We start from the raw sequence: 21,921 nt of genomic DNA on the forward strand, positions 1-21,921 counted from the left end.
CGAAGGTGCACCCCGAGGCTTGCGGGCGACTTGAACCCGACTTGAGCCCGACCGCGGAATCAGTCGTTCGAGGCGGCCTGAGGGCCCACGAACAGTCCTTGCGGGTCCACTTGACGACGGATCCGCAACAACCGGTCGTACGCCGCCGGCGACCAGCCGCGGCGGGCGGCGGCCTCGTAGGCCATCGACAGGTAGGCCGCGCTCGAGGTCCACGGCGAGAGGGAGTCGAGGATGCGCAGGGCGTCCTGGCGCACGGCGCTCCACCCGGTGCCCACGTCGAGACCGACGCCGAGCACCAGGAACGACCCGTCGAGGTGGTCCATCGCGCCACCGCGCGGCGCGGGTCGCGCCAGCGCGCCGCCGAGCTGGCGCAGCTCGACGAAGAGCAGGTTGCTGCCCGACCCCGGCCCGGCCACGTCGACCAGGGCGTCGACCGCGTCCGCCGGCAGTCCGTGGACGAGCACGCTGTTGGCGTAGACCGCGGTGGGCTCCTGCGGGTCGAGCTGGAGGTGGGCGATGTCGGCGGCCGGCATCTGGGTGAACGTGTCGACCTCGGGCCGCAGCGCGCGCAGCGGGGCGATCGCGCGGGCACCCGCCTCGGCATCGCCGAGCACGACGGCGTCGACCACGACCAGCTTGCGGGCGCGCAGGTGCGGCGGCAGCCACTCGATGTCGGGGATCTGGAAGATCCGGGCGACGCTCGTCACCGCCTCCGGAGCGTCGGCCGTCCACTCGCCCCAGGCGGTGAGCACGCGCCGGGCGTGCTCCCAGTCCCACGCGAGCATCCCGGCGTACGCCGTCCGCACCGGCAGCAGGTCGAACTCCAGGGACGTGACCACCCCGAAGCCGCCGCTCCCCCCGCGCGCGGCCCAGAGCAGGTCGGCGTCGTGGTCCTCGGTCGCCCGCACGAAGGTGCCGTCGGCGAGCACCAGCTCGACGGCCGTGATCGCGCTGCACTGCAGGCCGTGCTGGCGGGCATACCAGCTCACGCCGCCGCCGAGCGAGGAGCCGACCACCCCGACGCTCGGGCTCGACATGTGCATCCCGGCCAGCCCCACCCGACCGGCGCGGGCGACGACGTCGCCCCAGAGCACGCCGGCCTCGGCGCGCGCCGTCCGGGTGGCGACGTCGACGCTCAGCCCGGTCATCGCGGAGGTGCGGAGGAGGACGGCGTCGCCGAGCCGGCCGGCGAGCGGAGGGGCGCCGTGGCCGGTGCCCTGCGGCGCGACCCGGAGCCCGGCCGCCGCAGCGGCCTTCACGACCCGGGCGACCTCCTGCGGGTCGGCCGGGTAGGCCACCGCGGCCGGGTGCTCGTCGACCTGGAGGTTCCACGGCATCCGCGCCTCGTCGTAGAGGGGGTCGCCCGGCAGGTGGACGGCACCACCGGCCAGCCCACGCAGCGCCCCCGCGTCGGGGTAGGCGTCGGCGGTCGGGAGGGGGGCGGAGTCGGGCACGTCAGCACCTCACTGTGTCTGCACCCCAGCGTCGCCGAGGCGACTTGAGGATGACTTGAGCCGTCGGTTGAGCCGCTCGACCAGCAGGGCCCGCTCGCCCGCCGGGACGTCGGAATGGATCGCGTCGCGGACCAGCGGGTTGACGAAGTCGAGCGGGTGCCCGTCGCGGAGGATCTCGCTGCGGGCCAGCAGGTCGAGCGCGGCCGCGACGTCCTCCTCCGAGAGCTGCGCGAGGTCGGCCACGCTCAGCAGGTCGGCGGTCGGCCCGAGCATCGCGACCGCGCGCGCGACCGTCGTGACGCCGGGCGGCATCCTGCGCAGGCGCAGCGTGACGAGCGAGGCGATCGCGCGCGAGCCCACCGCGCGGACGGTGTCGACGTGGGCGGCGTCGGGCGGGACGCCCTGGTCGGCGAGGGCCCGCAGCAGCTGGCGCAGCAGCAGCGGGTTGCCCGAGGTCATCCGGTGGCAGGTGGTCACGAAGGCGTCGGCGCCACGACCGAGCCGGTCGGTCACCAGCGCGGCGGTCCCCTCCTCGCTGAGCGGCGCGGGGCGTACGACGCTCACCGTCTCGTCGGCGACCAGCTCGGCGAGGTCGTCGGCCTGGTGCGCCTCGCCGGTGCGCATCGCGAGGACCACCAGCACGGGCAGCCCCTCGAGTCGCCGGACCAGGTAGGCGAGGAACTGCAGCGACGCCTCGTCGCACCGCTGGACGTCGTCGACGCAGAGCACGAACGGGGCCTGCTCGGCGAGCTGCGTGGTCAGCTCGCACAGCCCGCGGAGCACGGCGAAGCGCTCGCCGTGAGCCAGCGCGTCCTCCGCGCCGGCGCCGAAGAGCTGCCGGACCACGCCCCACTCGAAGTCCTGCTCCAGCGCGCTGCTGCGCGCCGACCGCACCCACACCCCGGCCGCGACGGCGAGCCGGCGGACCTCGTCGAGCAGGCGGGTCTTGCCGATGCCGGCGGGCCCCTCGACCAGCAGGCAGCCGGACGTCCCCTCGGCCAGCTCGTCCAGCTTGGTCCGCAGGAGAGCCATCTCGTCGTCCCGGTCGACGAGCCCATCCGGGGTGCGCGGTCGCGGGACGAGCGTCGCCGGGGGCGCGGGCGCCGCGGGCCTCGGCCCGTCGAGGTCCGGCGACTGGGCCAGCACCTCCGCCTCCAGCGCGCGCAGGGCCGGGCCGGGGTCGACGCCGAGCTCGTCGGCGAGCACCTCACGCGCCCGGCGCAGCGCAGCCAGCGCGGCGGCCTGCCGGTGCGCGCGGTAGAGCGCCAGGGTGAGGAGCCGCCAGCGCTCCTCGCGCAACGGGTCCTCCTTGACTAGCGCCTCGAGGTCGCCGATGACGAGCTGCGCCTCGCCGAGCTCGAGCCGCGTCGCGAGCAGCCGCTCCCTGGCGACCCCGCGCAGCTCGGTCAGCCGCGCGACCTCGGCCTCGGCCCACGCCTCCCCCGCGTAGTCGGCGTACGCCGGTCCCCGCCAGGCCCGCAGCGCCGTCTCCAGCGTGCACACCGCGTCCCCGGGCGCCTGGCCCGCGGCCGCCTCGACCGCGGCTTCGAAGGCCCACGCGTCGACGGCGTCCGGTGCCAGACGTAGCACGTAGCCCGGCCCGGCCCGGGCGATCACGCCCTCGCGCTGCCGGGCGGTGGCGTCGGGCTCGAGCCGCCGACGCAGGTGGCTGACGTACGCCTGCAGCGCGCCGTTCGCGTTGGCGGGCGGGTGGTCGCCCCACACGCAGTCGACGAGCCGGTCGGCCGGCACCACCTGGTCGCGCTGCATGGCCAGCGCCGCCAGCACGGCGCGCTGACGGCGCCCGCCGAGGTCCACGACCGCGCCGTCGCGCGTGGCCGTGAGCTCGCCGAGCACGTGCAGGTTGAGCTGCGGCTGTCCGTCCACCCCATTCCTCGCCTCGCCTCCGTCGAGGATAGGACTCCACGAGCTCCCCTGCGGCCCCGAATTTGGGCACAGGTGTCCCGCTCAAGTCGGTCCCAAGTCACCGTCAAGCCATCCCGGGCACGGTCGTCTCCTCGACCGAACAACCCAGGAGCACATCGATGAACCGCACGACCCGACTCAACCCCCGACTCACCGCCCTGACCGTCGCCGCGCTCGCCGTGCCGGCCCTCGCCTCCCCCGCGGTCGCCGCCCCCAAGCCCCTCGTGGATCTCCGCGGCGCCGACGTCGGGACGTACTCCCCAGACGCCGCAGGGACCGCGCACCTCGCCGGCTCGGTGACCGGCGACCCGTTCGACGGCACGTACGTCGCCACGCTGGCCGCCGACGACGGCTCGCTGCCGGCACCCGGCACCTGCGAGCCCGCCACCGGCACCCTCGACGTGACCTCCCCGAAGCGGACGCTGAGCCTCGAAGCCATCGGCGAGGTGTGCGGAGAGTTCACCGACGCCACCTACGTCGTCACCCACCGCTTCGTCGGCCGCTACGTCGTCACCGACGCCACCAGCCGGAGGCTGCGCGGCACCGACGGCTGGATCTCGCTGGTCCTCGCCACCGAGGGACGGGCCACCGTGGAGGCGTTCGACTCCTGAGCGCCGCAGGCGACGTGGCCCGTCCCCGTGGGTCGAAGGACCCTGCCACCACCCCGTCTCCCCGACCTAGCGTGGGAGCGGATCGCAGTGGAAGGGAGCACGAGCATGGCCAGCACCGCATCGGGCCAGGCGGGCAACGCCATCTACGGACTCGGCATCTTCGGCGCCTGGGTCTACTTCTGGATCGAGGCGGACGGCTTCTGGCAGCACGTCCTTGCCATCCTCGAGGGCATCGTCTGGCCGGCGTTCGCCGTCTACCACGGGCTCCAGGCGCTGGGCGCCTGACGCTCGGGTCGCGTCCCCCTCGGTCTACGTCCGCCTGGCGAAGCTGACCTTGTTGTCGGAGTGGGTCGTCATCGCGTAGCGGGAGTCGTGTGCGAGGCGATGATGTCGGGGGCAAAGCAGTCGCCCGTTGGCGAGGTCGGTCATCCCCAGGCGGGACCACGGGTCGTCGTGGTGGGCGTGGCACCCGGATGCCGAGGTCTCGCAGCCCCTGGCTGTGCAGCCGCCGTCCCGTAGTCCGAGGGCGACCCGCTGCGCCTTCGTGAAGAGCCGGGTCCGGCGGCCCATGTCGAGGGGCACGGACCGTGAGCCGAGGACCGCCGGGATCATCCCGGCCTCGCACGCCAGCCGACGAGCCTGGCCCGCCGACATGCGGGTGCCGTCGTCGAGCAGCGCGGTGCCGTCATCCGCGAGCAGCTGGTCCAGCGTCATCGTCACCACCACGGTGGCACTCACTCCCGCCGTCTGCGGGGTGCGGTCCTCGGGGTAGCGCTCGACGTACTCCACGAACGCCTCGCCCAACCGCCGCCGCAGCGGCTTCCACGCGCCGGTGTCGTCCTTGAGCTCGGCGTCGGTATGGCGCGCCGGGTTGGCGAGCGCGAGCAGGTGCCGCTTGAGCATCTTCCCCACGTGTGAGGGCATCTCGAACCGTCCGTGGCAGCGGCCCGCGCCGTCGTCGACCAGGACCAGCTCGACGCCCGCGTCGGCCCGCGCCTCCTCGGCCGCGAGCACAGCGGCCTCGTGGCACTCCCCCACCTCCGGCGCGACCACGTCGAGGATCCGCTTGCCGATCTGCCTCAGGTCTCGCGCGTCGTGGTCACGGGCGAGGGCCAGCATCGTGGCCTCCGCCCGCCACCGGATCTCCGCGTCGACGTGGGCGGGCAGCGCGTCGACCGCGTCGGCGACCACGCGCGCCTGCTCCGTCCGAAGGGCGCCGGAGGACAGCGCCGCGGCCACGTCCGGGTGGGCTTCCATCGCCCGGCCCAGCGCGAGAACTCGTCGCGCCTCGCGCTGTGTCGTACGCGTCTCGAGCGCGAGCCAGGCAGCGGCATCACGCAGTCCGTGCGCCTCGCCCACGTCGTCCGCGGCGGCGAGCACGCGGGCCGTCAACGCGTCCAGCTGCGACCGGGCCTCGGCCAGGGCGACCAGCGCGGACTCCTTCTCCGTGGTGCTCATGAACGCCGGCTCCACGCCGCGGGCGGCCTTCACGGCGGCGGAGATGTCGGATGCACACTCGATGATCGGATGCATGGGCCACCTCCTCGACACGCGTCACGGACACCCACCCAGTTCCGGGGTGGTTGCGGTGAGACGTGCCGGCCCATTGCCAGGTCGCCACCCGTGAGCCGTGCGGCGTCCCCGGAGCACCAACCGGGGTTCTATGGGTGACTGTCCCGATCCCGGGATCTCCGTCGCCTCAGACGGGATCCGTTGCGGATCGGCGTGCTTCACTTATCGTACACCTGTTCGACGCCGCCGGCAACCAAAACTCACGTCTGTTGAGGACGGCGGCTCGCTCCGTCGTGTCACGATGAGGTGATGGCGCGGTCCCGCAGGAGGAGGCTCGTCGTGGGGCTCGTGGTCGTGGCGCTCCTCGCCGGCGTCGGCCTGACGGCCGCCTGGGGCCTGCAGCGACAGCTCGTCTACTACCCCGACGCGAGCGACGTACCACCCGCCGGCGAGGTGCTGCCGCGTGCCCGCGACGTCACGCTGGTGACGGCTGACGGGCTCGAGCTGGGCGCGTGGTACCTGCCTGCCGACGCCGGACGCCACACCGGCCTGGCCGTCCTGGTGGCCCCGGGCAACGGTGGCAACCGGGCCGGCCGGGCCGGCCTCGCCCGCCAGCTCGGGGACCGCGGGTTCGCGGTGCTGCTCCTCGACTACCGCGGCTACGGCGGCAACCCGGGCAGTCCCAGCGAGGACGGGCTCGCCGCTGACGCCGATGCAGCGGTGCGCGCGCTGGACGGCCTCGGTCATCCCCTCGAGCGCACGATCTTCTTCGGCGAGTCGCTCGGGACCGGCGTGGTCGCCGGCCTCCTGCAGCGGCACCGTCCCGCCGCGGTCGTGCTCAGGTCACCGTTCACCGATCTTGCCGACGTCGGCCGGCACCACTTCCCGTGGCTGCCCGTCCGCACGCTGCTGCGCGACCGGTTCCCGGTGCTCCGACCGATCGCCGGGAGCGACGTACCGGTCACCGTGGTCTACGGCGACCGCGACGACGTCGTGCCGACCGAGCTCAGCGCGCGGGTCGCCGACAGCGCGCCCGCGCTGGCCGAACGCGTCGTGATCGAGGGCGCGGGGCACAACGACGCGGTCATGTTCGGCCCGCGGGTCGCCGACGCCGTCGAGCGGCTGGCTCGCAGGGTGGGGTGACGACGCCCGGCCTGCCGGCGGCCTGGTGTGAGGCCGTACCGCACCTGCCAGAGGTCCAGCCCGACCGGGGACCTTCTACCGTGCTCCGGCACGCGCCGGCGCAGGAGGATGGGGCCCGATGACAGGAAGGAGCGAAGACCATGCCCCCGCACTGCGATTCGCTCGACGGCCCGGTCGTCGAAGCGGCCCGCCGAGCATTGGACGCCTCCGACGTGACGGTGGTGCTTCCGTTCGTCCCCGAGGACGGCGAGGAGGAGGTTCGGTCCGTCTTCGCTGCGGTCCTGCCTGCCCGGGCTGCGAGCCCTGAAGCACGTGAGGTGGCCGACAGGTTGTTCTTCGAGACGGTCGTCCGGATCCACCGAGCCGGAGAAGGAGAGGCCTTCACCGGCCTCAAGCCCGCAGGGCTGGACGTCGGACCTGCGATCCCGCTCGCCGAGACCGCCATCACGACCGGCGACGCCGGACCCGTCGCTGACTACCTGATCACCACCCTGCGCCATCAGCTCGAGCATCGCCTCGAGGAGGTGAACGCCCTCGCGGCCACCAAGGATCGGTCGGTGGCCGACGCGCGCACCTGGGTGGAGGCGATGCTGGGCTTCCAGGTCTACAGCCACGAGGTCCTCGAGGTCATCACGCGCCGGGGTCACGGCGCGGCCGAGCACGCCGGGCCCCACCACCACGGCTAGCGCCTGCAGCTCGGAACGTCCGGTCGGAGTCGTTCCCCAGCCGGCGCGCCCTGCCCCCTGGTCTCGGCCTGTCCCCACCCCTCGCCGGTCGAGCTGGCGTGTCGAGACCCGCCTCTTCGGGGGTGGTCACCGCGGCGAGGCAGGGTGACCGTGGAGACATGGCCGTGACGAGCTTCCAGGACCTGCCCCTCGCCGACCGCGACCACGACTGGGACGGCGATGCCGCCGAGAAGCGCGTGCGCGAGTGGGCCGGCGCCGAGGACGAGCCGAACGAGAAGTACCGCGACGCCCACGTCTGGTACGACGCGGACAAGAAGGACAACTTCACCGCCTACAAGCTGCTCATCGCCGACGTCGTCGACGGCAGGCTGCGCGCGGTGCCGCGCGGGGTGATGGCCGCCGGCAACGTGATGTCGGGCGGCCGCGGCGGGGTTGACCTGCCCGACAAGGACGTCGCTCGCGTGAAGAGCCACCTGGCGAAGTACTACGCCAAGATGGGCGACGAGGCGCCCTGGGAGCGCGACTGAAGACGGGGGTGCCGGGCCGCCCGCGCCGTCGCGCATGGGTCGATCCACCCATCGGGGACGTCGTACGAGATGGGCATCCCGCCCGACGCGGTGGGAGCCGTCGCGGAAATAGCGTCGCGACATGGACACCACAGACATCGACACCGTGATCATCGGTGCTGGCCAGGCCGGGCTGTCGACCGGCTACCACCTAAAGCGCCGCGACGTCCCCTTCGTCATCCTCGACGCGGCCGGTCGGGTCGGCGACAACTGGCGACGGCAGTGGGACAGCCTGCGGCTCTACTCCCCCGCCCAGTTCGACGGCCTCCCCGGCCTGCCGTTCCCCGCACCACGCTGGACCTTCCCGGGCAAGGACGCCGTCGGTGACTACCTGGAGACCTACGCCCGCACCTTCGAGCTGCCCGTGCGCCTCGAGACCCGGGTGCAGGCGCTCGACGCGGACGGCGACGGGTACGTCGTGACGACGGACCGCGGCCGGTTCACCTGCCGCAACGTCGTGGTCGGGACCGGGACCTTCGGCCGGAGCGCGCTCGTCCCCGAGGTGGCCGCGGCGCTCGACCCGAGCATCCTGCAGCTGCACTCCAGCGAGTACCGCCGCCCCAGCCAGGTCAACGACGGTGCCGTGCTGGTCGTCGGCGCGAGCCACAGCGGGACCGACATCGCCTACGAGCTGGCCCAGACGCACCCGGTCGTCCTGGCCGGACGCGACTGCGGCGAGATCCCGCCGCGGCTCGGCTCACCGGCCTTCCGGGTGGCCTTTCCCGTCCTGCTGTTCGCCTGGAAGCACGTCCTCACCCGACGCAGCCCGATGCGCGCCACGCTGAAGGACGAGCTGCGCCACCACGGCGGCCCGATGCTCCGCGTCAAGCGGCGCGACCTCGTCGAGCGTGGCGTCGAGCGCGTCACCAGCCGGATCGAGGAGTCACGCGACGGCCGGCCCGTCGTCGACGGCACGCCACGCGACGTGTCCACCGTCGTGTGGGCGACCGGCTTTCGGCAGGACTTCGACTGGATCCACCTCCCGGTCCTCGACGAGGACGGCTGGCCGCGGGAGGAGCGCGGCGTCGTCCCCGACGCACCGGGGCTGTTCTTCTGCGGCCTGGCCTTCCAGTACTCGTTCAGCTCCATGCTGATGACCGGCGTCGGCCGGGACGCGGCCTTCGTCGCCGACCGGGTCGAGGCGCGTTCCCGTCGACTCGAGAACGCCGTCGCGAGGCGGCCCGCGGCGGCCTGATCGGTCGTACGCTCGAACCGTGAGCGAGGCGGCCGACCACTTCCGGCGCGGCGACTGGCAGGCCGCCTACGAAGCGTGGTCAGACGCGGGCCTCGGCGGCCTCGGGGCCGACGAGCTCGAGCAGTTCAGCACGGCCGCCGGCCTGGTCGGGCACCACGACGAGCTGGTCGGCGCGCTGCAACGCGCGTTCCTGGCCTGCCAGGAAGAGGGCGACCTGCGCGGCGCCGCCCGGTGCGCGTTCCGCCTGTCGATGAACTCCGCCGACCACGGCGAGCACGCGCTCGCCGGGGGGTGGGCCGCCAGGGCCGCCGACCTGGTCGCGGAGATCGGTGAGGACTGCGTCGAGGGTGGCTGGGTCGCGTTCCTGATGATGTTCCGCGCGCTCGGAGAGGGCGACCTCGCGACCGCCCGCAGCCGGGCCGCCGAGGCGCTCGAGGTCGGTCGGCGGCTGCGTGATCCCGACCTGACCGCGATGAGCACCTGCGCGCAGGGCCGCGTGTCGATCATGACCTGCCAGTTCGCCGCCGGGCTGGCCCAGCTCGACGACGCGATGGTGCGGGTGCTGACGGGCGAGCTCTCGCCGTTCATCGCCGGGCACGTCTACTGCACCGCCATCGAGGGAGCCCAGGAGATCGGCGACTTCGGCCGCGTCGCCGAGTGGACCGCGGCCCTCGAACGCTGGTGCGCCGCGCAGCCCGGGCTGCTCGCCTTCACCGGCCAGTGCGCCGTGCACCGCGGCCAGCTGATGCGCCTCCGGGGTGCGTGGGACGACGCGCTGCGCGAGTTCGCCGAGGCGGCCGAGCGCTACGTCGAGATCGGCACCCCGGCCGCCGTCGCGCTGACCGCCGTCGAGACGGGTGACGTGCTGCGCCTGCGCGGGCGCCTCGATGACGCCGACGCCGCCTACCAGCGCGCCGCCGACCTGGGGCTCGACCCGCAACCCGGGCTGGCGTTGCTGTGGTTGGCCGGCGGGCGAGCCGCCGCCGCGGTGGCGGCGGTCGAGCGGCTGCTCGCGACCGCGGAGGGACCCGTCCAGCGGTGTCGGCTGCTGCCCGCGGCGGTCGAGGTGCTGCTCGCGTGCGACGACGTCGACCGCGCGCGCCCGCTGGCCGACGAGCTCGTCTCGCTGGCCGCCTCGGTGGGCTCCACCGCGCTCTCCGCGGCCGGGGCCCAGGCCATGGGCGCCGTCGAGCTCGCGGCCGGTGACGCGTCCGGGGCCCTCCCCTACCTCCGCAAGGCCCACCAGCTGTGGGCGCGGGCGTCCGCGTCGTACGACGCCGCGGTGGCGCGGCTGCTCGTTGCGCGCTGCCTCACCGCCCTCGCCGACCCGTCGTCGGCCGAGCGCGAGCTGGTCGCCGCGCGGGCGGTATTCCGCCAGGTCGGCGCCGCCCCCATGGCCGACCTGGCCTCCGCGATGCTGACCCCCGACTCCCTGCCGGGCGGGCTGACCGCACGGGAGGTCGAGGTCCTCCGCCTCGTCGCGTCCGGGCGGAGCAACCCCCAGATCGCGACCGTGCTGGTGCTGAGCGAGAAGACCGTCGCACGCCACCTGTCCAACATCTTCGCCAAGCTCGACGTCGGCTCGCGGACCGCCGCCGCGGCGTACGCGTTCGAGCACGGGCTGGTCTGACCCGCGCACATGGGTCGGCACACGTTCTACCTCGTCAGCTCGGGCCTGATGCTGTGCTGGTACCTCCGTGGCGGCAGGGCCGGCGGGAGCGCGACCGAGGGCGCGGGCCTGCCAGGCCCGAGCACGGATCACCCTCACCCCGGGGTGGCCGGCAGCACGCCCTCACCCCGGCGCACCACGCCGGTCTCGTAGCCGAGGACCACCACCTGCACCCGCGTGGTGAGGCACAGCTTCGTCAGGATCCGGTTCACGTGGGTCTTCACGGTGGCCTCCGAGATGACCAGCAGGGTCTGGATGTCGGCGTTGGTGAGGCCGCGCGCCATCAGGACGAACACCTCACGCTCGCGCTCGGTGAGCACGTCGAGCGCGGTGTCGACGCCCGGCGGCTGACGTACGTGGTCCTCGATGAGGAGTCGCGTCAGGGCCGGCGCCAGCAGCGCCTCGCCCGCGACCACCGTCTCGATGCCGGCGACCAGCCGCTCGGGCGGCGTCGCCTTGAGCAGGAACCCCGCGGCGCCCGCCCGGAGCGCGCCGTAGACGTAGGTGTCGATGTCGTACGTCGTCAGGACCAGCACTCGGGTCGGCCCGCCGGCGGCGACGATCTCGCGGGTGGCCGCGATGCCGTCGAGGACCGGCATGCGCACGTCCATGAGCACCACGTCGGGTGCGTGCGTGGCGACCGACGTGACGGCTGCCCGGCCGTCACCGACGGTGTCGACCACGTCGATCCCGCGGGCCTCGAGCACCAGCTGCAGGCCGCTGCGGACCAGTTCCTGGTCGTCGGCGACCACGACCCGGACTGGGGCCCTCATGTCGCCCCCATCGGCAGGCTCGCGTCCACCTCGAACCGCCCGCCGTCGGTGACCCCGTGGTCGAGCCGCCCACCGAGCACGTGGACCCGCTCCGCGATGCCCAACAGCCCGAGCCCGGTGCCCTGGCCGGAGCGCCCGCCGACCTGGTTGGCGGCACGGATCCGCAGCGTGTCGGAGTCCCAGCTGACCGTGACCTCTGCGCGGCTGTCGGCGCCGTAGCGCAACGCGTTGGTCAACGCCTCCTGCACGATCCGGTACGCCGACACGTCCACGCCCGCGGGCAGCTCGGGCACCGGGTCGGCGAGCCGGAGGTCGACGTCGAGGCCGTCGACGCGGAACCGCTCGACCAGGTCGGGCAGCTGGGCCAGCCCGGGGGCCGGCTCCAGACCGAGCTCGTCCGCGCTGTCGCGGACCAGGTGAAGCAGCCGACCCGTCTCGGCGAGCGCCTGCCGCCCGGTGGCCGCGACGTTGTCCAGGGCCTGAGCTGCCTTGTCCAGGTCCGTGTGCAGGAGCTCCTGCGCGACGGCGGTCTGCACCACCATCGCGCTGACCGAGTGGGCGATCACGTCGTGCAGGTCGCGCGCGATGCGCTGGCGCTCGTCGCGGACGGCCTGCTCCCGGACGAGGTGCTGCTGGCGCTCGAGCTCGGCGGTCTGCTCCGCCAGGCGCAGCGTCACGCGTCCCAGGACGTAGGGCGGCACCAGCAGCGAGGTCACGAAGAAGACGTCGGTGACGTCGTTGTCCCGCTCGTCGGTGAAGACATAGTCGGCGGCGAGGAGCACCATGAGCGCGCCGAGCACGAGCAGGCCGCCGAAGCCGGGCACCCACCGCGCGAGCGTGTAGGCCACGACGGCCAGCACCAGGATCGGTGCCGCCAGGTCGTCCAGCTCGGGCCCGAACCACGGTGTGAAGAGGGTCAGCGCACCGGCCACCAACGTGGTGGACCGCGGCCACCGGCGGCGCGGCACGAGGGCCAGGCACGACAGCAGCGACAGCACGACCGCGGCCGCAGCGCCGTCCGGCGCGACCAGGGCGACCTCCAGGAGCGACACCCCGGCGACGATCGCCGGGACGCCCCAGTCGGTCACCGTCGACGGACCTCGCCCGATCACATGTCGAGGCTACGCGGATCGGCGCCCCCGCTCCGTCAAACCAGGGGTTGACCAGAGATCGGTCCCCGCGCCGATGCGCCGGTCGCCCCGACCGGCCGATGGTGGAGGTCCCCCGAGCGAAGGAGCAGCCATGTCAACCCTCAGGTTCTTCGACCAGCCGGACCACCAGCGCCGGATCGGCCGCCTCGCCTGGGTGATGGCCTGGGTCGGCCTGGTCGTCGGACAGCTCCACGCCCTCTCCCGGGTCGCCACCCGGGACGGCGCGGGCGACCTGGACGAGGGATACATGCAGGTCTGGTCCGAGCCGGCGTCGACGGCGCTCGCGCCCCTGCTCGACTGGTCCTCACCCAACGTGGTCTACCTGACCTACGGGAAGATCTGGGGCCCCGTCGTCGGGGCCGCGACGCTGGCCGCGTTCGTCGTCCACCGTCGGCGGTCCGCCGCCGGGTTCCGCGGGGCCGAGCGCTGGGCGTGGCGCATCACGCTCACCGCGCTCTCCCTGGCGACCCTCGGCTGCTTCGCCGAGTACTGGACGCAGTGGGGAAGCGGCAACGAGGAGCTCCTCGAGGCGGTGTTCATCGTCCTGGTCCCGGTCCTGCTGCTCACCCTGGCTAGCTCGAGCTTCCTGGGCATCGTGCTGATCCGTCGCGGCCTCGGCCTGCCTGCGTGGCTGCTCGCGCTCACCCTCCCGGGGCTGTTCGTGATCTCGGAGGTCACGTCGCTCGGCAGCGTGTTCCTGCCCATCGCGTTCGCGTTCGGCATCCTCGGCCGCCGGATCGCGCGTGAGCCGCACTCGACGACGGCGGTCTCGTCGTCCCGGACGGCGCCGGTCGTCCACTGACCGACGCGCCGGACCCGCGGGCGTGCCAGACGCCCGCCGGAGGTGGGGTCCTCCGGCGGGCGTCCTCTCCGTCCGACAGGATGCGGGCGTGCGTATCGGGACGTGGAACCTCGCCGGCCGGTGGTCGGACGATCACCGAAGCCTCCTGCTCGAGGCCGACTGCGACGTCTGGCTGCTGACGGAGGTCAGTGAGCGAACGACCCTGCCCGGCTTTGCAATGCACCTGTCAGGGGCGCCGATGGCGGCTCGCCGCCGCTGGGCCGCGGTCGCCAGCCGCCTCCCGATGGCGTCGAGCCCCGACCCGCACCCGGCCAGCGCCGCGGCGCAGGTCGGCGCGACGACGTACGTCAGCTCGGTGCTGCCGTGGCGCAGCGCTCGATCCGGCCTGGTGTGGGTCGGCGACCGTCACGCCGACAGGACGCAGAACGTGGTCGGCGACCTGCTCCTGCGGCTGCGCGCCGCCCGCCCGCTGGTGTGGGGTGGCGACTGGAACCACGCGCTGACCGGCAAGGAGTACGCTGGCTCGAAGGCCGGCCGCGACTCGATCACCGCCGCCCTCGACGAGCTCGGCCTGGTCGTGCCGACGACCGAGCTGCCGCACGCGGTCGACGGGCTGCTCAGCATCGACCACGTCGCCGTACCCGCCGGTTCGTCCGCGACCGCGCGGCGGGTCGTGGCGGAGTGCGCGGGCAAGCGCCTCTCGGACCACGACGCGTACGTCGTCGACGCGCAGGAGGCGTAGACCGTGCCCGACCCGGACACGTCCGCCGTGCCGCCGCTGCGCATCCACCAGCGGGAAGCGCTCGACGCGCTCGCCCGCGCGTGGGACGACGCGGACCATCCGCGGGCGTGGGTCGTCCTGCCGCCCGGCGCGGGCAAGACCCGCGTCGGCCTCGAGGCCGTCGCCGGCGAGCTCCGCGCACACCCCGACAGGCGCGCGGTCGTGCTCGCCCCCAACACCGCGATCCAGGCCCAGTGGATCGCCGAGGCCCGGACGTTGGGGCTCGACGCCAGCGACGACAAGTCGCTCACCAGCCCGCTGACCTGCCTGACCTATCAGTCCCTGGCCGTCTTCGACTCCGAGGCCGCGGACGACGTGGACTCCACCACCGCGGTCGTCGACCGGCTGCACCCCAACGGGGTCGCCCTCTTCGAACGGGTCCGCGCCCAGCCCCGCCTGGTGCTCGTCCTCGACGAGTGCCACCACCTGCTCGAGGTGTGGGGGCGGCTGCTCGCCGAGCTGCTCGACGCGGTCGGCCGCGCGCACGTCCTCGCGCTCACCGCCACACCGCCCGAGAGCCTCGCCGGGGAGCAGCGCGCCCTCGTCGACCGGCTCTTCGGAGAGATCCGCTACCGCGTCTCGGTGCCTGCGGTGGTGAAGGAGGGTCACCTCGCGCCGTTCGACGAGCTCGTCTGGCTGACCACCCCCACGCCCACCGAGGAGGACTGGCTCACCAGCGAGGCGCTGCGCTTCACCGGGCTCACCACCCTGCTCACCACCCCGGGCTTCGGGTCGGTCGGCTTCTACGAGTGGCTCACCACCCGGTTCGTCGAGCCCGTGCCCGCCACGACCACCTGGGCGGCGCTCGCCGAGCGCGAGCCCGACCTGTGCGACGCCGCCCTGCGCATGCACCACGCGGGCCTGCTCGCCCTGCCCGCCGGCGCCCGGCTGCGCGAGGAGCACCGGCACGACCCGTCGGCCGAGGACTGGGTGCGGCTCCTCGGCGACTGGCTGCTCCACCACGTCGCCGAGTCCGCCGACCCGGCCGACGCCGAGGTGCTCGCGGTGGTGAAGGCCGCGCTGCCGTCGGTGGGCTACCAGTGGACGCGTCGCGGCGTACGTCGCGGGCGCTCCACCGTGGACCGCGTGCTGGCCCGGTCCTACGCCAAGCCCGGCGCCGCCGTCCAGATCATCGCCGCCGAGCACGCCGCGATCGGCGAGCGGGCCCGGGTGCTGGTGCTGTGCGACCACGAGCGCGCGGCCGCCACCGTGCCGGTCAGCCTGGACGGGGTCCTCGACGCCGAGGCCGGGTCGGCGATCGCGGCGCTCGAGGCCCTGCTGGCCGACCCGAGCACCGCCCTGCTCCACCCGATGCTTGTCACCGGGTCCGTCGTCGCCGCCGCCGAGTCGACGCTGCGCGACCTGGTCGCCTTCGTCGCCGACCGCGACCCCGACCTGGCCTCGCGGCTCCGCGTCGAGACGAGCGCCGGCCCTGTCGCGACGTGCACGTCCGGGTGGACCTCGCGCACCTGGGTCACCCACGTCACCGCGTTCTTCGAGTCCGGCCGGACCCAGGTCCTCGTCGGCACCCGCGGCCTCCTCGGCGAGGGGTGGAACGCCCGCGGCGTCTCCACCCTCATCGACCTGACCACCGCGACCACGCTGACGGCCGTCGTCCAGACGAGGGGCCGGGCGCTGCGCACCGACCCGACCTGGCCGGACAAGGTCGCCACCAACTGGACGGTCGTGTGCGTGTCGGAGGCGCACCCCAAGGGCGACAACGACTGGTCCCGGCTGGTCCGCAAGCACCAGGGCTTCCACGGCATCGACGCCGACGGCGACATCGTCGACGGGGTCGCCCACATCGACGCGTCCTTCTCCCCCTACGCGCCTCCACCGGTCGCCGAGTTCGACGGCCTCAACGCCCGGATGCTCGTCGCCGCCGCCGACCGCGACACCATCCGCGACGCCTGGGAGGTGGGCGAGCCCTACCAGGACGTCACGCTCGCGTCGCTGCGCGTACGCCGCCCCGCCGCGGACGTCGCGCCGCTCGACGAGGTCGTGACGCTCACGCCCGTCCCGCCGACGTGGCGGCTCACCTCGGACGGCATGACGACCGACGCCCCGGTGCCTGAGACCAGCTGGCGTACGCCGCTCGCGCTGGCCGCGGCGTCGGCCGGCGTCGGCGCGGCTTCGCTCGCGGTCGGCGACTGGGCGCTCGTGGCCGGGGCCGTGGGTGGGCTCGCGACCCTCGGCCAGGGTGCGGTGACCGGCCGCTCGCACGCGGACGACCTCACGTCGTGGGCGCGGGAGCAGCTCGCCCTGACGTCGGCCGTCCCGCCGCTGGAGGCGGTCGCGGCGGCGGTCGCGGACGGTCTCGCCGCGGCCGGGCTGACGAGCGTCGGTGCGTCGGCGCTCGCGGTCGACGTCCACCCGGGCGGCGAGTACCGCTTCCGCCTCGCCGGCACCGAGGAGGACGCCGAGGTGTTCGCCACCGCGTTCGACGAGGCGATCGGCCCGGTCGGCGTCCCGCGCTACCTGGTGTCCCGCTACACCGGCGCTGAGCTGGCCGACGCCCCCATCCGTACGCGCTCCGGCGCGCGCAAGGCCCTGCAGGCAGCACGCGCGACCGGAGAGGCGTGGCACCCGGTCCCGGCCGTCCTGGGCCGCAACGCCACCAACGCCGGCCACTACCTCCGGAGCTGGAACGCCTGGGTGGGCGGAGGTCGGCTGCTCGCCGCTGCGAAGCCGGAGGGTGCAGGGATCGTGGCCGCGGTCTCGGGTGAGGACCCGTTCGCAGCGACCACGGTCATGCGGCGCCACTGGTCCTGACCTCGGCGACGCGTCACGACACCTCGGTCGCGCGCACGTCCACGCGTCCACGCGCCATGAGCGGTACGCCCTCCTCCCGGAGCCGATCGACGGCCGTCCCGCCGTGGCACGTGGCGGGGCGGCCGTCGGCGTGCACCACCCGCCACCACGGCACGGCGTCCCCGTGGAGTGCCATCACCCGCCCGACCTGGCGCGGGCCACCGGTCCCGACCGCGCGCGCCAGGGCGCCGTACGTCGTCACCCGGCCGGCCGGGACGTCCTCGACCAGCGCGAGCACGGCCTCGACGTAGTCGTCGTCCACGCGGTTCAACCCCCGTCGCTCGTGTCGTAGCGGAGCACGCCGTCGACCACCTGCGCGCCCGCCGACGGCTCGTGCGGGGTCGTCCTGCCGCTGTGCGCCAGGTGCGCCACGTCGATGTCGCGGAGCAGGAGCGCGGCGTCGGCCACGAGCCGGCGGTGGCAGCGCCACCAGACGGCCTCGCTGCACATGACGACCGTCGTCCCGTGTGCGGCGACGTCCTCGCCCAGGTCGTCGAGCGCCGCGAGGAAGTCCGGTGTCCGGGTGTGGGCGGCGTACGCCCGGAACGCCTCGACCCGCCACCAGGCGTCGGCGTCCGGATCGGCGTCCTTGTCGCGCCGCCGGCGTCCGCCGAGCCGCTCCTCCCAGCGGTAGGCGATGCCCACGTCCGGGAGCCACCCCGCCAGCGCGTCGGAGCTGACGTCGGGGTTGTGCCGGCTGCCCGGGAAGCGACGGATGTCGACGAGCAGGTCGGTCTGCGCGCCCGCGAGCAGCGCGCTGAGCGCGTCGCGGTCGAGCGTCCCGTGCCCGACGGTCAGCAGCCGTCCCATCTCGTCCTCCGTCCCGTCTCGCGACGCTGTGTGCGGCGCAGCCTCGCACCCCCGACGTACCCATGCTGCGCCCGCTGACGCACCCGATCCCGACGGGGCAGGCTCCGGCGGGCGCTCGTCGCACGGTCCGGCCGACGGATTTTGGTCGCGCTGAGCGGGAACCAACCGGCCCGTCCGGTGCGACAGTCTTGTCATGGGGAGCATCCCGGCACTCGCGGAGCAGGACGACACGGTCCTGGTCGCGCTGGTGGCCGGTGGTGACAGCGCAGCGCTCGAGGAGCTCTACAGCCGGCACGCGGCGTGGCTCGTCACGCGGCTGATGCGGCGCTGCAACGACTCCGACGTCGTGCTCGACGTCGTGCAGGACACCTTCGTCACGCTGTGGAAGGACGCGAAGCGGTACCGCGGCGCCGGGGAGGTCGCGGGCTGGCTCTGGGGCATCGCGTTCCGACGGATGGTGTCGCGACTGCGGTCGCGCAAGGACGTCGTGCTCCTCCCCGAGTGGGACACCGTCGGCCGGGGGCACGTGCCCGCGGCCGAGGACGAGGTGCTGCTCGGGGTGGAGTACGGCGACCTGGCCGGGGCGCTCGCCCGGCTCTCCCCCGAGTTCCGCTCGGTCGTCCAGGCGTGCGTGCTGGACGGCCTGACAACCAAGGAGGCCGGCAAGCTGCTCGGCGTCCGCGAGAACACGGTGAAGACCCGCCTCCACCGGGCGAAGGCCCAGCTGCGCGGATCCCTCACCCTGCCGCAGGAGGGATGGCGATGACCACCACCTGGCACGTCCACGACGACCTGCTCGCCGCCTACGTCGCCGGCCGGCTCGACGCGATCGTCGGCGCCTCGGTCGAGCAGCACGTCGCGCGGTGCGCCGAGTGCCGCGCGTCCACGACGCCGCTGGTCGACCCCCGGCTGCTCGCTCGCGGGTGGGACGGGATCCGCGACGCCGTCGAGTCCCCCGCGCTGCCCCTGCCCGTCCGGCTGGCCCGGCGCTGCGGGCTGCCCGAGCCCACCGCGGTGCTGCTCGCCGCCGCGACCTCGCTGCGCACGGCGTGGGTCGTGGGTGCGTTCCTCGCCCTGAGCTTCGCCGCGCTGGCCGTCGTGCTCGCGGGCGGCGAGCTGCTGGCACCGTTCCTCCTCGTGGCACCGCTCGTGCCGGTCATCGGCGTCGCAGCGGCGTACGGTCACCAGCAGGACCCGCTCGAGACGCTCGTCGTCACCGCCCCCTACGGCCGCACCCGACTGATCCTCGTCCGCACCGTCGCGGTGCTCGCCTCCGTGCTGCCCTTCACTGTGCTCCTCGGGCTCTTCCTCCCGGGTCCCGCCTGGCTGGCCGCCGCCTGGCTCGGACCCGCCGTCGCCCTCCTGCCGACGTTGCTCGCGCTGTCCAGCTTCGTCGGGCCGCGGGTCGCGGTCGCGGTGGTCGCCCTCGGGTGGAGCGCCGTCGTCCTGTTCTCGCTGCGGGGGCTGCCGGCGACCTGGCCGGTCGAGGCGACCCAGCAGCTCGTCTACCTCGCTCTCGCCGCCATGTCCCTCGTCGTGCTGGCCGCCCGGTCCAGCCGTGATCGCCGGATCGGAGCCGTCCTGTGAACGCCGTCGACCTCACCGCCGTCACCAAGACCTACGGACGCACCCGCGCCCTCGACGCCGTCGACCTGTCGTTCGACCGCGGGGTCACCGGACTGCTCGGGCCCAACGGCGCCGGCAAGACCACGCTGCTGCGGATCGTGGCCACGTCGATCGCCGCCGACCGCGGCGACGTACGACTGCTCGGCCGCGACCCGCACGGCTCCCACGCCGAGCTCACCGAGATCCGCCGCGAGCTCGGCTACCTGCCCCAGGAGCTGGGCTACCCCGGGGACATGACCGCGTTCGGCTTCGTGGAGTACGTCGCCGTGCTCAAGGAGTGGAACGACCGCGGCCGGCGGCACCGGGAGGTACGCCGCGTGCTGGAGCTGGTCGGTCTCGGCGACCTCGCCACCAAGCGAGTGTCGAAGCTCTCCGGCGGGCAGCGGCGTCGGGTGGCGCTGGCGCAGGCGCTCCTCGGCGACCCGCGGATCCTCGTGCTCGACGAGCCGACCACCGGCCTCGACCCCACGCAGCGTGCCGACCTGCGCCGTACCCTCTCCGCCCTCGGCGGCCGCTGCGCCGTCCTGCTCTCCACCCACCAGACCGAGGACGTCGCTGCGCTCTGCGAGAGGGTGGTCGTCCTCGCCGGCGGCACCGTCCGCTTCGACGGAACCGTCACCGACCTCGTCGCCACGGCCGCCGGCCGGGTGTGGCTGTGCGACGACGAACCGGGCACCGACGCGCTCGTCAGCTGGCGCACCGGTACGGGCCGCCACCACGTCGTGGGCGGCACGCCGCCGCCCGGCGCGGTCCCGACCGACCCCACCCTGGAGGACGCCTACCTCCTCATGCTCGGCGCCGACGCACACGCCGTCCGGGCACCCGCCTGACCTCCGCCGGCGCCACCACTGCGCCGTCTCCGCCTCTCGAGGAGTGACCATGACCAGCACCGCCCTGCCCCTGCCGGGATCCGGCTCCGCCGCCCTCTCCGGGATGGCCGGGATCGAGACCCGCCGCCTGCTCCGCAACCCGATCTTCCTGGTCGGGGTGGCGCTCGCCTTCGGCGTCCTCGCGCTGATGGTGACGACCAACGACGACCCGGCCTACACCGACCTCCTGCCCATCCCCCTGCTGCCCGCGTTCTTCGTCGGGCTGCCGAGCCTGGTCGCGATGGCGCGCCAGACCCGCTCGACCGAGGCGGCCGCCGAGGCCGTCGGGACCGCTCCCGGCACCGAGGCGCAGCGCACCGTGGCACTGACGGTCGCCTGCCTGGTGCCCTTCGCCGTCGGCCTGCTGTTCGTCGTCGTGGAGGTGGTCTTCGCCTCGATCTACGGCGTGGCCGAGCAGGAGTGGTGGTTCGGCACGCTGCCCGACTGGCAGGTCTGGAGCATGCTGCTCGCCACCGGCCCGGTCGCCTGCCTCGGCGGCGCGCTGCTCGGGGTGCTGACGGGGCGGTGGCTCCACTTCCCCGGAGCGCCCGCCGTCGTGGTGGTCGCCGCCGTGCTGGTGAGCTTCGCCGGGTCGGTCCCGATCGCGTACGGCGACAGCTCCGAGCTGCGGCTGTGGGTGCCGTGGCCGATGTGGCACTCCGGCACGCTCGAGGACGGCACGCAGGAGCTGATGGCCGGCAACCCGCTGGCCCACCTCGGCTACGTCCTGTGCCTGTGCGCCGCTGCGGCCCTGGTCGCCGTCTGGCACGACCGGACGGCCCGTACGCCCCGCCTCCGCGGCGCGATCATCGGCACCGTCGTGGTCGGTCTCGCCTGCCTCGTGCTCGCGGTCACCACGGGCCCGTCCGACAACCGCGTCTCGGAGCCGGTCCCGTTCCGGGTGGAGTGATGGCCCCGCGCTGGTGGTACGTCCGCCGCGGCGTCGCCTGGCCCGCCCTCCTCGGCTGCTGTGGAGCCGCGCTGGCGGTCGCCGCGGCGCTCGACCGGTGGCCGACGACCGCGGTCGTCCTGCTGCCCGCGCTGCTGGCCTGCTGCGCCGCCGGGGCCGGATTCGTCTTCGACGAACGTGCCGGCGCGGTCGTCGCGGTCACCCCGCGCGGTGGCGGCTGGCGGCGTACGTCCCGGCTGGCCGTCGCCGTGCTGCCGCTCGCCGTGTGGGGGTTCGTGGTCCTCACCCGGCCCGGCGACCTGCCGCTCGACCGGTGGGCGTGGGGGCTCGCTGGGGTCGCCACGCTCACGATCGTCTCCGGCCTCGCGGCCCTGGCCTCGCGGCACGAGGTGGACACCCCCGGCTCGCTCCTGGCTCCCGTCGTCGCGTTCGCGGTCCTCGCACCGGTCGTGGTGACGGGCTTCCTCGGCTGGTCGTCCGTGTACCCGCTCGATGACCTGGCGCCGGGGGTCTGGGCCTTCTGGGTCGCTGTCGGCGCCGGCGGGGTGGCTGTCTGGCTCGCCGCGGTGCGGTCGGGGATGCGGGCCTGAGTCTCGATGACCACCCAACCAGCGCGGGCCCGCGGC

At 74.3% G+C, this 21,921-nt stretch carries 22 protein-coding genes; 15 read left to right on the forward strand and 7 right to left on the reverse strand.

Annotated features, from left to right (window positions below):
• Positions 1–59 precede the first annotated feature (59 nt).
• On the reverse strand, positions 60–1,454 hold the full coding sequence (locus NCI01_RS15150) for an FAD-binding oxidoreductase (RefSeq protein ID WP_254182334.1): 1,395 nt from the start codon (positions 1,452–1,454) through the stop codon (positions 60–62).
• A gap of 9 nt (positions 1,455–1,463) precedes the next feature.
• Positions 1,464–3,341, reverse strand: a complete 1,878-nt coding sequence (locus NCI01_RS15155; protein WP_254182335.1) for an ATP-binding protein — start codon at positions 3,339–3,341, stop codon at positions 1,464–1,466.
• Positions 3,342–3,499: 158 nt separating this feature from the next.
• Here NCI01_RS15155 and NCI01_RS15160 point away from each other — a divergent pair, with 158 nt between their 5' ends.
• The gene (locus NCI01_RS15160; protein WP_254182336.1) at positions 3,500–3,991 is read left to right on the forward strand and encodes a hypothetical protein; all 492 of its coding nucleotides are present in this window, start codon (positions 3,500–3,502) and stop codon (positions 3,989–3,991) included.
• Positions 3,992–4,096: 105 nt separating this feature from the next.
• Positions 4,097–4,276, forward strand: coding sequence for a hypothetical protein (locus tag NCI01_RS15165; RefSeq protein WP_254182337.1), 180 nt, complete (start codon positions 4,097–4,099; stop codon positions 4,274–4,276).
• 24 nt (positions 4,277–4,300) lie between these two features.
• Here the strand turns inward: NCI01_RS15165 and NCI01_RS15170 are convergent, their stop codons facing one another.
• Complete coding sequence (locus tag NCI01_RS15170) at positions 4,301–5,524, reverse strand: HNH endonuclease signature motif containing protein (RefSeq protein ID WP_254182338.1); 1,224 nt, start codon at positions 5,522–5,524, stop codon at positions 4,301–4,303.
• A gap of 318 nt (positions 5,525–5,842) precedes the next feature.
• On the opposite strand from NCI01_RS15170, the gene NCI01_RS15175 reads away from it, so the two are divergent.
• The 5 genes from NCI01_RS15175 to NCI01_RS22800 all read left to right on the forward strand — a co-directional run bounded on the left by NCI01_RS15175 (position 5,843) and on the right by NCI01_RS22800 (position 10,723).
• A complete protein-coding gene (locus NCI01_RS15175; RefSeq protein ID WP_254182339.1) occupies positions 5,843–6,646 on the forward strand; it encodes an alpha/beta hydrolase in 804 nt (267 codons plus the stop codon).
• Between the two features lie 140 nt (positions 6,647–6,786).
• A complete protein-coding gene (locus NCI01_RS15180; RefSeq protein WP_254182340.1) occupies positions 6,787–7,332 on the forward strand; it encodes a DUF6448 family protein in 546 nt (181 codons plus the stop codon).
• Between the two features lie 158 nt (positions 7,333–7,490).
• Entirely contained in the window at positions 7,491–7,859 is a 369-nt protein-coding gene (locus NCI01_RS15185) for a hypothetical protein (RefSeq protein ID WP_254182341.1), read from the forward strand.
• A gap of 121 nt (positions 7,860–7,980) precedes the next feature.
• Positions 7,981–9,093, forward strand: a complete 1,113-nt coding sequence (locus NCI01_RS15190) for a flavin-containing monooxygenase (RefSeq protein WP_254182342.1) — start codon at positions 7,981–7,983, stop codon at positions 9,091–9,093.
• A gap of 19 nt (positions 9,094–9,112) precedes the next feature.
• Positions 9,113–10,723, forward strand: a complete 1,611-nt coding sequence (locus tag NCI01_RS22800) for a LuxR C-terminal-related transcriptional regulator (RefSeq protein ID WP_254182343.1) — start codon at positions 9,113–9,115, stop codon at positions 10,721–10,723.
• Positions 10,724–10,857: 134 nt separating this feature from the next.
• On the opposite strand, the gene NCI01_RS15200 is transcribed toward NCI01_RS22800, so the two are convergent.
• Together NCI01_RS15200 and NCI01_RS15205 are read right to left on the reverse strand one after the other, a co-directional pair.
• The gene (locus NCI01_RS15200) at positions 10,858–11,535 is read right to left on the reverse strand and encodes a response regulator (RefSeq protein ID WP_254182344.1); all 678 of its coding nucleotides are present in this window, start codon (positions 11,533–11,535) and stop codon (positions 10,858–10,860) included.
• Complete coding sequence (locus tag NCI01_RS15205; protein WP_254182345.1) at positions 11,532–12,647, reverse strand: sensor histidine kinase; 1,116 nt, start codon at positions 12,645–12,647, stop codon at positions 11,532–11,534. Before NCI01_RS15205 ends, NCI01_RS15200 begins: the two co-directional genes overlap by 4 nt.
• Before the next feature lie 130 nt (positions 12,648–12,777).
• Between NCI01_RS15205 and NCI01_RS15210 the strand changes: the two genes are divergently transcribed.
• The 3 genes from NCI01_RS15210 (at position 12,778) to NCI01_RS15220 (ending at position 17,041) form a co-directional block, all read left to right on the forward strand.
• A complete protein-coding gene (locus tag NCI01_RS15210) occupies positions 12,778–13,488 on the forward strand; it encodes a hypothetical protein (protein WP_254182346.1) in 711 nt (236 codons plus the stop codon).
• 88 nt (positions 13,489–13,576) lie between these two features.
• Positions 13,577–14,230 carry an endonuclease/exonuclease/phosphatase family protein gene (locus tag NCI01_RS15215; protein WP_254182347.1) on the forward strand — a complete coding sequence of 218 codons (654 nt, stop codon included), beginning with the start codon at positions 13,577–13,579 and terminating at the stop codon, positions 14,228–14,230.
• A 3-nt stretch (positions 14,231–14,233) separates the two neighbouring features.
• Complete coding sequence (locus NCI01_RS15220) at positions 14,234–17,041, forward strand: DEAD/DEAH box helicase family protein (RefSeq protein ID WP_254182348.1); 2,808 nt, start codon at positions 14,234–14,236, stop codon at positions 17,039–17,041.
• A 13-nt stretch (positions 17,042–17,054) separates the two neighbouring features.
• Here NCI01_RS15220 and NCI01_RS15225 read toward each other — a convergent pair whose 3' ends face one another.
• Positions 17,055–17,342, reverse strand: a complete 288-nt coding sequence (locus tag NCI01_RS15225) for an MGMT family protein (protein WP_254182349.1) — start codon at positions 17,340–17,342, stop codon at positions 17,055–17,057.
• 5 nt (positions 17,343–17,347) lie between these two features.
• Entirely contained in the window at positions 17,348–17,890 is a 543-nt protein-coding gene (locus NCI01_RS15230) for a DUF488 domain-containing protein (protein ID WP_254182350.1), read from the reverse strand.
• 193 nt (positions 17,891–18,083) lie between these two features.
• On the opposite strand from NCI01_RS15230, the gene NCI01_RS15235 reads away from it, so the two are divergent.
• Genes NCI01_RS15235 through NCI01_RS15255 form a run of 5 tightly spaced genes read left to right on the forward strand, consistent with a single transcriptional unit; the run spans position 18,084 to position 21,885 of the window.
• On the forward strand, positions 18,084–18,656 hold the full coding sequence (locus tag NCI01_RS15235; protein ID WP_254182351.1) for an RNA polymerase sigma factor: 573 nt from the start codon (positions 18,084–18,086) through the stop codon (positions 18,654–18,656).
• Positions 18,653–19,477 (forward strand): zf-HC2 domain-containing protein, encoded by an 825-nt coding sequence (locus NCI01_RS15240; RefSeq protein WP_254182352.1) that lies wholly within the window; start codon positions 18,653–18,655, stop codon positions 19,475–19,477. The genes NCI01_RS15235 and NCI01_RS15240 overlap by 4 nt, the downstream gene beginning before the upstream one ends.
• Entirely contained in the window at positions 19,474–20,346 is an 873-nt protein-coding gene (locus NCI01_RS15245) for an ATP-binding cassette domain-containing protein (RefSeq protein WP_254182353.1), read from the forward strand. The genes NCI01_RS15240 and NCI01_RS15245 overlap by 4 nt, the downstream gene beginning before the upstream one ends.
• Positions 20,347–20,395: 49 nt before the next feature.
• Positions 20,396–21,295, forward strand: a complete 900-nt coding sequence (locus tag NCI01_RS15250) for a hypothetical protein (protein ID WP_254182354.1) — start codon at positions 20,396–20,398, stop codon at positions 21,293–21,295.
• Positions 21,295–21,885 carry a hypothetical protein gene (locus NCI01_RS15255; RefSeq protein WP_254182355.1) on the forward strand — a complete coding sequence of 197 codons (591 nt, stop codon included), beginning with the start codon at positions 21,295–21,297 and terminating at the stop codon, positions 21,883–21,885. The genes NCI01_RS15250 and NCI01_RS15255 overlap by 1 nt, the downstream gene beginning before the upstream one ends.
• The last annotated feature ends 36 nt before the right edge of the window (positions 21,886–21,921 follow it).

The sequence above is a fragment of the Nocardioides pinisoli genome (genome assembly GCF_024199985.1).
Taxonomy (GTDB): domain Bacteria; phylum Actinomycetota; class Actinomycetes; order Propionibacteriales; family Nocardioidaceae; genus Nocardioides; species Nocardioides pinisoli.